Consider the following 12,285-nt stretch of genomic DNA (forward strand, 5'->3'; position numbering starts at 1 on the left):
CCATAAGGTGACTCGCTCACCCACCCATCAAACCCCAAACCCCAGACGATCTTGGGGGCAGCACCCACGTTCACTTGCGGCGAGTCGTTGTCATCAGGGCCCTCATAACAACGACTCGCCGCAAGTGAACGAAGAGGGGCGGGCTAGGGTCTTCGCATGGACGGTGTGACGTTGCGGCGTGACGGGCATGTGACGGAGATCGTGCTGGATCGGCCAGAGGCGCTCAATGCCCTGTCGACGGCGATGGCCCGGCGCCTGGCGGAGGTCTGCGCCGAGGTGGCGGCGGACGCGGGCGTCCGGTCGGTGGTGCTGAGCGCGGCCGGGGAGAAGGCGTTCTGCGTCGGCGCCGACCTCAAGGAGCGCAACGCGATGACCGACGAGGAGCTGATGGCGCAGCGCCCGGTCTTCCGGGCCGCGTTCGGCGGCGTCCTGAACCTGCCGCAGCCGGTCGTCGCCGCCGTGCACGGCTACGCGCTCGGCGGCGGCTGCGAGTTCGCGCTGTCCGCCGACCTGATCGTGGCGGACGAGACGGCCGTGTTCGGCCTGCCCGAGGTGAGCGTCGGCCTCGTCCCCGGAAGCGGCGGCACCCAGCTCGCCCTGCGCCGCCTCGGCGCCGGCAAGGCCGCCGACCTCGTCCTCACCGGCCGCCGGCTGGGCGTCGAGGAGGCCCTCGACTTCGGCCTCGCCGACCGCAAGGTCCCCGCCGGCGCCGCCCGCGACGAGGCCCTGGCCATCGCCGGCGTGATCGCGCAGAACTCTCCGGTCGCCGTCCGCGCCGCCAAACGCGCCCTCCGCCAGGGCGACGGCGTGGGCCTGCAGGCGGGCCTGGACCTGGAGGAGAACGCCTGGCGCACCGCCGCGTTCTCCCCCGACCGCCGCGAGGGCATCGCCGCCTTCAACGAGAAGCGCAAGCCCGACTGGCCGTCCTGAGCCGTCAGCCGGCGTTGCCCAGGTCGTCGGAGTGGCCGGCCTCCAGGCGGGACCACTGGGCCGTGGGACGCCCGCCGGTGCGGAAGACCCAGCTGGCCTCCCCCTCCCGGGGCCAGCCGGCGGGTGAGTCCTCCCAGTCCTCCTGACGCCCGTACACGGTCAGGTCCATCAGCGCGTAGGCGATGTCGAGCGCCTCGTCGCCGCGGCCGCTCGTCCAGTAGGTCTCGAACACCCGGTCGCCGTCCCGCAGGTAGCACACGATGTGGAACATGCCCACCGTGCGGCCGGTCAGCAGGGTTTCGAGGGAATCCTGGGCGGAGTACCAGGGCATGTCCCAGCCCATGAAGTCGCGGTACCGGGCGCTCTCCTCGTACGGGCCCTGGCAGAACGTCGCGTAGGTGATGTCCGCGGCGCGCAGGGCGGACAGCTCGCGGACCTGCCCGTTGAAGTACGTGCAGCCCTCGCACTGCTCGGCGGCGGGACGGCCGGTGTACCACATCATGTAGTAGGCGATCAGCCGGCGGCGGCCCTCGAACGTCTCCAGCAGCGTCACGGGCCCGTCCGGGCCGATCAGCGGTGTGGCGGCGTCCACCTCGACCATCGGCAGCCGCCGGCGGGCGGCGGCGATCGCGTCGCCCTCGTGCGTGTGCGCCTTCTCCCGGACGCGCAGGTCGTCCAGCCGGGCCTGGAAGGTGGCCCGGTCGACCACGTCGGGCATCGGGTGGGTCTTGTCGGTGTTCATGGGATCTTCCCTTCCTCCTGATGGACTTTCACCACACCGACGAAGGGCACCCGCCCGGGATCGACATCACCGGGCAAAAAATCAGAGTTCGCGGAGGCGGCCGGTCAAGTAGCGGCGCTCCGGCTCGGTCGGCGCCAGTTTCAGCGCCTCCTCGTACGCCGCCCTGGCCTCGGCGACGCGGCCGTCGCGGCGGAGCAGGTCGGCGCGGGTCGCGGGCAGGAGGTGGTATCCGTCGAGGCGTCCGGACGCCGCGATCTCGTCGACCAGGGCCAGCCCCTCCGGGACCCCGTCCGCCATCGCCACCGCCACGGCGCGGTTGAGTTCCACGACCGGGGACGGCGCCAGGCGGTCCAGCTCCGCGTACAGGGCGGCGATCTGCGGCCAGTCCGTGCTCGCGGCCGCGGGCGCGGTGGCGTGGCAGGCGGCGATGGCGGCCTGCACCTGGTAGGGGCCGGCGCGCCGCAGGGCCAGCGCCTCGTCCAGTGTCGCCACTCCCTCGGCGATCAGTGCGCGGTCCCAACGGGAACGGTCCTGGTTCTCCAGCGTGACCAGCACACCGTCCCGCGTGCGCGTCGCGCGCCGGGCCTCGTGCAGCAGCATCAGCGCGAGCAGCCCGCGCGGCTCGGGTTCGCCCGGCATCAGCCGGACGAGGACCCGGCTCAGGCGGATGGCCTCCACCGTCAGGGCTCGCCCCTCGTCCTCCTCCTCGTAGCCCTGGTTGAAGATCAGGTAGAGCACCGCGAGGACGGCGGCCAGCCGCTGCGGCAGCAGTTCGGCGGGCGGGACCCGGTACGGGATACCGGCCTCGTGGATCTTGCGCTTCGCGCGGACCAGGCGTTGCGCCATGGCGGGCTCGCCGGTCAGCAGCGCCCTGGCGATCTCGGCGGTGCTCATGCCCGCCAGCGTGCGCAGGGTGAGCGCGACCCGAGCCGGGAGCGGCAACGCCGGATGGCAGCAGGTGAAGATGAGACGCAGCCGATCGTCCTGGATGTCCTCCGCGGGCGGCTCGTCCGGGTCGCGGGCCAGCACGGCGAGCTGCCTCAGCTTGGCGGCCCCGGTGGCGTCGCGGCGCAGCCGGTCGATCGCGCGGTTGCGGGCCGCCGTCGTCAGCCAGGCACCCGGACGCCTCGGGACGCCGTCACGCGGCCATTTCGCGAGCGCGGCGGCGAACGCGTCCTGGGCGCAGTCCTCGGCCAGGTCCCAGTCCCCGGTCACTCCGATGAGGGTGGCGACGACCTGGCCCCACTCGTCGCGGTACGCCGCGTCGACCGCCGCCCGGATCCGGTCGGACCCGGTCATGCCCAGACCAGCAGCACGTACCTCATGCGCTCGATTCTGCCCGATGCCGGCCGGCCGCCACGGGAGAAGTGTCAGCCGGTGTTCTGGAGGCCGGCGGCCACGCCGTTGACCGAGAGGAGTAGCAGGGCCTCCAGGTGGGTGCGTTCTTCTTCGTTGTCGACGCCTGCGCGGAGGGCGGTCAGGGCTCGTAGTTGGAGGTGGGAGAGGGCGTCCACGTAGGGGTTGCGCAGTTCGACCGCCCTGGAGAGGACCCTGCGGTTCTCCAAGAGGCGGTCGTGGTCCGTCACCGCCAGGACGAGGCGCCGGGTGCGGTCGTACTCGGCCAGGACGGTCTCGGAGAGGTCGGGGCGGTCGCCCAGGGCCAGGTAGCGTTCCGCGATCGCGCGGTCGGACTTGGCCAGGCTCATCTCGGCGTTGTCGAGGAGCGTGTTGAACAGCGGCCAGGACTCGTAGGCGTCGCGGAGTTCGGTCAGGTCCTCGCCGTCGCCGGAGACGGCGGCCAGGCCGCTGCCCAGGCCGTACCAGCCGGGGAGGTTGACGCGGGTCTGGGTCCAGGCGAACACCCACGGGATGGCGCGCAGGTCCTCCAGGCCGCGGGCGGCCTTGCGGCGGGCCGGGCGGGAGCCGATGCGCAGTTCGGAGATCTCCTCCAGGGGGCTCACCTGCGCGAACCAGGCGGCGAACTCCTCGGTCTCGATGAGGCCGCGGAACGCCGCCTTCGCCGCGTCGCTCATCTTGTCGGCGAGGGGGCGGAAGCGGGCGGCGGCCTCGCGGGCGCGGTCCTGGACGGCGTCGGTGGAGGCCAGGAGGACGGCGCTGGTGACCTGCTCGACGTGGCGCTTGGCGATCTCGCGCTGGCCGTAGCGGGCGAAGATGACCTCGCCCTGCTCGGTGACCTTGAAGCGGCCCGCGACCGAGCCCGGCGCCTGCGCGAGGATCGCCCGGTTGGCGGGGCCGCCGCCGCGGCCGAGGGAGCCGCCGCGCCCGTGGAACAGGGTCAGCTTGATGTCGTGTCGTGCCGCCCAGGCGGCCAGCGCCTCCTGCGTGTCGTACAGGCGGAGGGTGGCGCTGGTGGGGCCGAGCTGCTTGGCGGAGTCGCTGTAGCCGAGCATGACCTCCAGGCGGCGCCCGGTGTCGTCCAGGCGGCGGCGGACGGCGGGGATCTCCAGCATCCCGTCCAGGACGGACGGGGCGCGCTCCAGGTCCTCGCCGGTCTCGAACAGGGGGATCACGTCCAGGACCGGCGCCGCATCGCCGAGGGACGCCGCCAGCTCGTGGACGTTGGCGATGTCCTGGGCCGACCGGGTGAACGACACGATGTAGCGGTGGCAGGCCCGGACCCCGAAACGCTGCTGGATCCAGGCGACCACGCGGAGTGTTTCGAGGATCTCCTCGGTCATCTCCGAACGAGCGCCGCCGAGCTCTTCGAGGGCCTTCTCGTGCAGTTCCGAGTGCTGGCGGATCTCCACCTCGGCCAGATGGAAACCGAACGTCTCGACCTGCCAGACGAGCTGCTGAACGCGTCCGTACGCCTGGCGCGCGGCGCCGCCTGCGGCGAGCGAGTCCTGGACGACGCGAAGGTCGGCGAGCAGCTCGTCCGGAGAGCCGTAGGCGAGGTCGGCGTTGCGCTCCCGGGTCGCGGCGATGCGGGCGGCGGCGTGCAGCAGGAACTGGCGGTGCGGCTCGCCGGGCGAACGCTTCGCGATCTCGGCGAGCGGCTGCGGGTGCGCGGTACGGGCGGTGGCCAAGGCGTCCCGCAGTTCCGTGGACGAGGGCGTGGTCTCCTCGTGGACGGTCAGCTCCCGGCCGGTCCGGGCGCAGGCGTTCTCCAGGGCGCGCAGGACGTGGTCGGCCTGGATCATGACGGCGTCCCGGGTGACCTGCGCGGTGACGTAGGGGTTGCCGTCGCGGTCGCCGCCGATCCAGCTGCCGAACCGCAGGTACGGACGGGCCTTCGGCGGACGCGTTCCGGCGCCGTCGGGGGCCCCGTGGTCGAGAGCGCGGTCCAGGGCCCGGTAGACGTGCGGGACGACGCGGAAGATCGTCTCGTCGAACGCGGCCATCGCGGTGCGGACCTCGTCCAGCGGGTCCATCCGGGTGTGGCGGCGCAACGCCGTCCGCCACAGCAGGTCGATCTCCTCGCGCAGGTCCCGCTCGATCTCCTCGCGCTCGCTCGCGCCGGGGCCGTCGTCCAGCCGGGCCATCAGGTCGCTGATCCGCTGGATGGCGGTGACCACGGCGCGGCGGCGGGCCTCGGTCGGGTGGGCGGTGAACACCGGGCGGAACTCCAGGCCGTCGACGAGCGCGTCGAGGCGGCCGTCGCCGGAGGCCGCGATGTGCCGGACGGTCGCCGCGACCGAGCCGGGGACGGTGTCGCCGGTGTCGCGTTCCCGCAGCGTCCGGATGCGGTGGTGCTCCTCCGCCAGGTTCGTCAGGTGGAAGTACACGGTGAACGCGCGCGCGACCTGCTCGGCGCGTTCCAGCGTCCAGCCGTCGACGATGGCGGCGACCTCCGCGCCGGTCGTCTCGCCGCGGCGGGCCGCGATCACCGCGTGGCGGAGGCGTTCGACGTCGTCCAGCAGCCCTTGGCCGCCGTACTCCACAAGGCCGTCGCCGAGCATCGCGCCGAGCAGGCGCACGTCACGGCGGAGCGGTTCGGGCAGGTCCTGCCGGAAGGTTTCACGCGTCTTCGTAGCCACCCGCCCAAGCGTAACGAGAGCGCGGACGCGGCGTTCGTCCCGGTGGGCGGGGCCACCCCGGCCGCAGGAGCGGTATCAGCGGCCGGTTACCCTGGCCCGCATGGCGACGGAAGCCCCTGAACCCCCGGTGGAATACGACATCCACACCACGGCGGGAAAGATCGCGGACCTGGAGCGGCGCAGGTACGAGGCGGTGAACGCCGGCTCGGCGCGCGCCGTCGAGAAGCAGCACGCCAAGGGCAAGATGACGGCGCGGGAACGGATCGACGCGCTGCTGGACCCCGGGTCGTTCGTCGAGTTCGACGAGATGGCGCGGCACCGCTCCACGAACTTCGGGATGGAGAAGAACCGTCCCTACGGCGACGGCGTCGTCACCGGCCACGGCACGGTGGACGGCCGCCCCGTCGCGGTGTTCAGCCAGGACTTCACCGTCTCCGGCGGCTCCCTGGGCGAGGTCTTCGGCGAGAAGATCTGCAAGGTCATGGACCACGCGATCAAGACCGGCTGCCCGGTGATCGGCATCAACGACTCCGGCGGCGCGCGGATCCAGGAGGGCGTGGTCGCGCTCGGGCTGTACGCCGAGATCTTCCGTCGCAACGTGCACGCGTCCGGCGTGATCCCGCAGATCTCCCTGGTCATGGGCCCGTGCGCGGGCGGCGCCGTGTACTCGCCGGCGATCACCGACTTCGTCGTCATGGTCGACCAGACGTCCCACATGTTCATCACCGGGCCGGACGTCATCAAGACGGTCACCGGCGAAGAGGTGACGATGGAGGAGCTGGGCGGCGCGCACTCGCACAACTCCAAGTCCGGCGTGGCCCACTACCAGGGGTCGGACGAGGACGACGCGATCGAGTACGTCAAGGCGCTGCTGTCGTACCTGCCGTCCAACAACCTGTCCGACGCGCCGGCGTTCGGCGTCCCCGTCGACCCGGCCGAGCTCGTCGAGGATCTCGACACCCTCATCCCCGACTCGCCGAACCAGCCGTACGACATGAAGACCGTCATCGAGCACGTGCTCGACGACGGCGAGTTCCTGGAGGTGCAGGAACTCTACGCGCCGAACATCGTCACCGGGTTCGGGCGCGTCGAGGGCCACTCGGTCGGGGTCGTCGCCAACCAGCCGATGCAGCTCGCCGGGACGCTCGACATCGACGCGTCGGAGAAGGCCGCCCGGTTCGTGCGGACCTGCGACGCGTTCAACGTCCCGGTGCTGACGTTCGTGGACGTCCCCGGCTTTCTGCCCGGCACCGACCAGGAGTGGAACGGGATCATCCGGCGCGGCGCCAAGCTGCTGTACGCCTACGCCGAGGCGACCGTCCCGCTGGTCACGATCATCACGCGCAAGGCGTACGGCGGCGCCTACGACGTCATGGGGTCCAAGCACCTCGGCGCCGACATCAACCTGGCGTGGCCGACCGCGCAGATCGCGGTGATGGGCGCGCAGGGTGCGGTCAACATCCTGTACCGGCGCGACCTGGCCGCCGCGGACGACCCGGACGCCCGCCGCGCCGAGCTGATCACCGAGTACGAGGACACGCTGGCCAACCCCTACATCGCGGCCGAGCGCGGCTACATCGACAACGTGATCAAGCCGTCGGAGACGCGCGGGCAGGTCGTGCGGGCGCTGCGGACGCTGCGGGAGAAGCGCCAGACGCTGCCGCCCAAGAAGCATGGGAACATCCCGCTCTGACCCGACTCTCCCAAGAGGTCAGGAGTATCCGTGACCGCTGACAGCAAGCCCTTCCTCCAGATCGTCCGCGGCGATCCGGGCCCGGAGGAGATCGCGGCGCTCGTCGCCGTGCTGACCGCCCGCGCCCAGGCGGCCGCCGCCGCCCGGGACGGCGGCGGCGGCCCGGCCAGGCCGTCACGCTGGGCGGACCGCTCCCGGCTCGTGCGCAGCACGTTCTCGGGCGAGCCGCGGCCGCGCGGCGCGGGGGCGTGGCGGTCCAGCGCCCTGCCGCGCTGACCCGCGCGCCGCGCTCACGCCCGCTCCCGCCTGGGCGTCCGTGCCCCGCTCCGGGGCAGGCGGCCGGGGCGTTGAACCGATGTGTACCCGTGGTTCACGCCCAGTGGACGCCCGGCACGAATAAGGTGGAAGGCCATGGCCACCTCGGAGTTCGTTCCACAGCCCGCGCGATACGCCGTCTTCGTCGACGCGGGGTACCTTTACGCGGCCTCCGGTGCCCTGCTGCTCAGTTGCGGGTCCAGACGTGAGTACCGGGTCGCCGCCGAGAAGCTGATCAAGGCGCTGACCAGTCACGCCGACGAGAAACTGCTCGGCGAGCTGCTGCGGGTGTACTGGTTCGACGCCGCGCCGAAGAAGCAGCCGACGGTCGACCAGCGCGTGATCGCGAACCTGCCGCTGGTGAAGCTCCGCCTCGGGAACCTGAACGCCCAGGGCCAGCAGAAGGGCGTGGACGCCCAGCTCCGCGCCGACCTCGAGGCCCTGGCCCGGCACCGCGCGATCACCGACGCGGTGCTGCTGGCCGGCGACGAGGACATGCTGCCCGCCGTCGAGGCGGCACAGCGCTACGGCGTCCGCGTGCACCTGTGGGGGGTCGAGCCGACCCACGGCTCGAACCAGGCCGAGTGGCTGGTGTGGGAGTCCGACACGGTCGAGGTGCTGCCCGCCGACTTCCTGCGCCCCTACTTCACCAAGGCCAAGGTCCTGCCGGTGCCCGCGCCCGGTACCGCCGCCGCCGTCCGGGAGGCCGCGGACGCCGCGCAGCGCACGAGCCCCGTCCCGTCGCCGTCGCAGGTGTTCGCGGGGCGCGCCCCGGCGGTCAAGCCGACGCCGGCGGCCGTCCGCGGCGGCGTCCCGGTCCCCGGCGCCGCGACGCCCGCGACCGTGGCCGCGTCGATGAACTCCACGGCCCCGGCCGACGGCAAGCTCGGCCCCGACCGCGACCACATGCTGGAGATAGGCGAGCATGTGGCGCAGAAGTGGATCTTCGAGCGGGGCCGGGACAACATCCGCGACCTGCTGCCCGGCCCGATCCTGCCGCCCGTCATCGACAAGGAGCTGCTGATCGAGGCGGAGAAGGAGCTCGGCGGCTCCCTGCGCCCCTACCAGGAGGCCCGCACCTGGCTGCGGGACGGCTTCTGGGAGCGCGTCTACCGCGAGTTCGGCATCGGCATCGGCAAGTCCGACTAGCCACCGGCGCCCTCCGAACACGTTTCGCGGTTGAGCGGACACTGGGAGTGGTTTGTCGGTAGGGTCCCCGCCGTGTAAGGGGGACCGGGCATGGGACGTCAAGGAGGACGATCTGGGGCCGCCACGCTTCCGCTCGCCGCGGCCACGGTGCTGACCTGCGGTGTTCTGGCAGGGTGCGAGTCGCCCGTGCCGTTCTACCGGCCCGGGGAGGGGGCCCCGGACGGCCCGGTCGTCGGGCTCGGCGGGCCCGCGCCCTATGTGAGCGCGCGACCGAGCGGTGACGCGTCCGAGCCTCCCGGCGGCGAGGTGCCGCTGGCTCCGGCCGGGGGCCACGTCTACTCCGCCACCGGGCCCGGAATGATCGCGCCCAACGCGCGCGGGTTCCCGGCGAGGCTGTACGTCGCGAACGGGCGGACCATCGACGTCATCGACCCGGACACGCTCCGGGTCGTCGGCCGCCTGCGCACCGGGGCGGCCGCCTCGGGGGTCGTGCCGTCCTGGGATCTGCGGCGGCTGTGGGCGACGGACCGCGGACAGGGCACGCTCGTCCCGGTCGGGCCGCGCGGCGGCGGGCGGGGGCGTCCGGTGAAGGTCGGCGGCGGCACCGGGCTGTACTTCGCCCCGGACGGCGGCAGTGCGCTGGTGCTGGCCCGGCGGCCGCGGCGCGTGGACGTCCACGACCCGGAGACGATGCGGCGGAGGGCGTCGGTTCCGCTGCCGTGCGCCGCCCGGCACGCCGACTTCACACCGGACGGGGCGTCGATGGTGGCGACCTGCGCGTCCGACGGCACGCTCGCCCGCGTGGACCTCGCGGGGCACCGCGTCTCCGGGACGCTCCGGCTGCCGGAGGGGGCGCGTCCCGGGGACCTGCGGCTTTCGCCGGACGGGGCGCTGTTCTACGTGGCCGACTCCGCCAAGGGCGGAGTCTGGCTCGTGGACGCCGCGCGGTTCGCCGTGCTGGGGTTCGTCCGCACGGCGCCCGGAGCGCGCGGCCTGGCGATCAGCCGGGACGCGCGCCGCCTGTTCGTGGTGGGCGCCGGCACCCTCACCGCCGTCGCGTTCGGGACCCGCCGGGTCACCTCCCGCTGGCCGCTGCCGGGCGGCGGGTCGCCGGCGCCCGGCGGAGTGTCGTCGGACGGGACGGCGCTGTGGCTCGCCGACCCCCGCGGCCTCGTCTACGCGGTGTCCACCCGGACGGGGCGGGTCGTGCGGAAGGTCCGGATCGGGGGGCGTCCGGCGGGGCTGTGCGTCCACCCGCAGCCGGGCCGGTACTCGCTGGGCGGCACCGGCCTCTACCGCTAGCCGTACTGCCCTGACAGGTTCGTGACCCGGTGCCATTCGGGGACGAGCTCCTCCATCAGCGCTTCCGTCTCGGGCTGGAGCCGGTCGAGCAGCGGATCCCGGCCGACGCGGCCTTGCAACTCGTCGACGACGACCTGGACCTGCGCGACCTCGCCGGTGGCGTGGGTCGCGCGGAGCAGGTCGCGCCACAGGCCCTCGTCCTCGGGCGCGAGCCGCAGCCCGGCACGCGCCGCGCCCACCGCGCCGCGCGCGTCGCCCTCGTCCAGCCGCAGCACGACGAGCCGGTGCGCGACGTCGATGACCCGCGCGGTCGCCTCGTACAGCAGGTCGTGCTCGGCGAGCCACGTGTAGCGGCCGCGCGGGCGGTCGGCGAGGGCCGGGCCGCGGACGAGGTCCAGCGCGTACGCCATGTAGGCCGTCTCGGAGGCGGGTTCGGCGGCCGACCGCCACACCAGCCAGCGGAACACGTTGAGGTCGACCCGCACCTCCGAGCCGAGCCTGAGCCGGCCGCGCTCGTCGGTGTACAGGTTCGGGCGGCCCCGCGCGTCCCGGCCGAGCCAGTCCGACACGCGCGCCACGCACGCGTCGCGGACGCCGGCGCTCACCCCGCGCGGCCAGATCGCGCCGGACAGCACCGTGGGGTGGACGCCCTCCGGATGCGCCGCCAGGTACACGAGGAGCTCGGTGCAGAGCGCGCGGCGGTCGTCGTCCATCGGTCCCGGCGCCTCGACCTCGATCGGCCCGAGCAGCCGGATGTCGACCGACGACTGCTGCGCGGTCGGCGGCTCCGGCCCGCCGGCGAGGCCGGGAAGTTCGACCGAGTCGAGCCGCTCCGCGGTCCGGAACAGCTCGAACACGCCGCGGTAGTCGTCGTCCGCGACGAGCTGCGCGTCGACGTCGAAGCCGAGCACGCCGGCGTGGAGGCTTCCGGCCTCGTCGACCTCCCACGTCCAGGTGGCGCCCTGCACGTCGCCGGGGGCGAGGTAGCCGGCGGCCATCCGGGTCCCGGTGCGGGCGAGCGCGACGAGCCGGTCCGCCTCCCGCTCCGCGGGCTGATCGGCCATGATCAGGTAGTGCGGCATCCACGCCTCGCCGAACACGCCGCGGCAGCGTCCGGTGAGCACGGAGTCGACGCCCGACGCGGCGAGCGCCTGCCGGACCTCCTCGCTGCGGTGCTCCAGCTCGGGCAGGGCGTCGGCGAGCGTCGGCACGGACCGGACCCGGTCCGGCGCGATCTCCGCGAGGCCCTCGCCCAGCTCCCCGTCGAATCCGACGAGCGTGATCCGCATGTGGTCGGACCAGCGGTTGGTCGCCAGCTCCATCGCGATCGCCGACAGCGCCGCCCGCCGGACGCGGTCGGGGCCGCGCAGGGCGATCAGCCCGTGCGCGGCCTCCAGGTCGACGAGGATCCGGCCGTTCTCGTTCGTCCCGATCGACACCAGGCCCGGGTACGGGGCGAGGACGTCATCGAGGTCGGCGGTCTCCAGGGCGGGCAGCGCGTCGCTGTGCAGGCGCCACACCTGGCCGTCGTCGAACGCCTGCCACGGCGCGGGCGGGTTCCGGTCGGCGGGCGCGATCCACAGGTCGAGGCTGCCCTCGGCCCGGTCGTCCCGGTCCGGGTCGTCCGGGGGACGGCCGATGTGCACCCCGTACACGGTCGGCAGCGCGCGGCCTCCCGCCGCCATCGACTTCGACAGGTGCCGGAGCCCGAGGTCGAGCAGCCGGGCGGACTCGTCGTCGGCGCCGAGCCGCAGCGCCCGCTCCGTCCCGGCCGCCTCCCCTCGCGGCCGGACGATCATCTTCCCGGACGCGCGGTGCCACAGCTGGACGCGGCGGCGTTTCGCGAGCACGGTGAGCAGCCCGGCGGCGAGCAGCCCGGCGGCCGCGAGGCCGTGCGGCCAGCCGATGCCGAAGGGCGCGCCCGTCTCCTCCTGACGGTCCGCGCCCTGGCCGGGCACCGACGCGCCGCCGCTCTCGGCGCCGCCGCTGATCTCGCCGGACGGCCCGCCTCCGTGCACGGGCGGCTGCGCGGGCTCCGGCCTCTGGGTCGGCTCCGGCTCCTGGGTGGGCCGTGCGGTCGGCGGGGCCTGCGACGGTTTCGGCGCCGCGGGCGGCGCCTGCGAGGCGGGCGGCTGCGACGCGGTCGGTGGGGCCTG

General features: G+C 73.7%; 9 protein-coding genes. 5 read left to right on the plus strand and 4 right to left on the minus strand.

The features are described 5' to 3' along the window. Window positions 1-156: 156 nt before the first annotated feature. Complete coding sequence (locus tag E1281_RS30090; protein ID WP_131883102.1) at window positions 157-930, plus strand: enoyl-CoA hydratase-related protein; 774 nt, start codon at window positions 157-159, stop codon at window positions 928-930. Window positions 931-934: 4 nt separating this feature from the next. On the opposite strand, the gene E1281_RS30095 is transcribed toward E1281_RS30090, so the two are convergent. The 3 genes from E1281_RS30095 to E1281_RS30105 all read right to left on the minus strand — a co-directional run bounded on the left by E1281_RS30095 (window position 935) and on the right by E1281_RS30105 (window position 5,670). After that, window positions 935-1,672, minus strand: a complete 738-nt coding sequence (locus E1281_RS30095) for a DUF899 family protein (protein WP_131883103.1) — start codon at window positions 1,670-1,672, stop codon at window positions 935-937. An 81-nt stretch (window positions 1,673-1,753) separates the two neighbouring features. Further along, window positions 1,754-2,971, minus strand: a complete 1,218-nt coding sequence (locus E1281_RS30100) for a sigma-70 family RNA polymerase sigma factor (protein WP_131883104.1) — start codon at window positions 2,969-2,971, stop codon at window positions 1,754-1,756. A 71-nt stretch (window positions 2,972-3,042) separates the two neighbouring features. Beyond that, on the minus strand, window positions 3,043-5,670 hold the full coding sequence (locus tag E1281_RS30105) for a phosphoenolpyruvate carboxylase (protein ID WP_131883105.1): 2,628 nt from the start codon (window positions 5,668-5,670) through the stop codon (window positions 3,043-3,045). A gap of 100 nt (window positions 5,671-5,770) precedes the next feature. Here E1281_RS30105 and E1281_RS30110 point away from each other — a divergent pair, with 100 nt between their 5' ends. The 4 genes from E1281_RS30110 (at window position 5,771) to E1281_RS30125 (ending at window position 10,129) form a co-directional block, all read left to right on the plus strand. Further along, complete coding sequence (locus E1281_RS30110) at window positions 5,771-7,363, plus strand: acyl-CoA carboxylase subunit beta (protein WP_131883106.1); 1,593 nt, start codon at window positions 5,771-5,773, stop codon at window positions 7,361-7,363. 30 nt (window positions 7,364-7,393) lie between these two features. Continuing rightward, entirely contained in the window at window positions 7,394-7,639 is a 246-nt protein-coding gene (locus tag E1281_RS30115) for an acyl-CoA carboxylase subunit epsilon (RefSeq protein ID WP_131883107.1), read from the plus strand. 135 nt (window positions 7,640-7,774) lie between these two features. Next, window positions 7,775-8,827: an NYN domain-containing protein gene (locus E1281_RS30120; RefSeq protein ID WP_131883108.1), complete on the plus strand. Its 1,053-nt coding sequence runs from the start codon at window positions 7,775-7,777 to the stop codon at window positions 8,825-8,827. Between the two features lie 90 nt (window positions 8,828-8,917). Further along, the gene (locus tag E1281_RS30125; RefSeq protein ID WP_131883109.1) at window positions 8,918-10,129 is read left to right on the plus strand and encodes a YncE family protein; all 1,212 of its coding nucleotides are present in this window, start codon (window positions 8,918-8,920) and stop codon (window positions 10,127-10,129) included. Here E1281_RS30125 and E1281_RS30130 read toward each other — a convergent pair. After that, on the minus strand, window positions 10,126-12,285 hold a 2,160-nt coding region (locus E1281_RS30130), incomplete at its 5' end, for a bacterial transcriptional activator domain-containing protein (protein WP_131883110.1). The genes E1281_RS30125 and E1281_RS30130 overlap by 4 nt on opposite strands.

Origin of the sequence: Actinomadura sp. KC345 (genome assembly GCF_004348515.1) — a bacterium.
Taxonomy (GTDB): domain Bacteria; phylum Actinomycetota; class Actinomycetes; order Streptosporangiales; family Streptosporangiaceae; genus Spirillospora.

What these genes read in the sequence shown, in the direction of transcription:
- E1281_RS30090 (WP_131883102.1), top strand. Translation starts at nt 157, where the DNA reads ATGGACGGTGTGACGTTGCGGCGTGACGGGCATGTGACGGAGATCGTG.
- E1281_RS30095 (WP_131883103.1), bottom strand. Translation starts at nt 1,672, where the DNA reads ATGAACACCGACAAGACCCACCCGATGCCCGACGTGGTCGACCGGGCC.
- E1281_RS30100 (WP_131883104.1), bottom strand. Translation starts at nt 2,971, where the DNA reads ATGACCGGGTCCGACCGGATCCGGGCGGCGGTCGACGCGGCGTACCGC.
- E1281_RS30110 (WP_131883106.1), top strand. Translation starts at nt 5,771, where the DNA reads ATGGCGACGGAAGCCCCTGAACCCCCGGTGGAATACGACATCCACACC.
- E1281_RS30120 (WP_131883108.1), top strand. Translation starts at nt 7,775, where the DNA reads ATGGCCACCTCGGAGTTCGTTCCACAGCCCGCGCGATACGCCGTCTTC.
- E1281_RS30125 (WP_131883109.1), top strand. Translation starts at nt 8,918, where the DNA reads ATGGGACGTCAAGGAGGACGATCTGGGGCCGCCACGCTTCCGCTCGCC.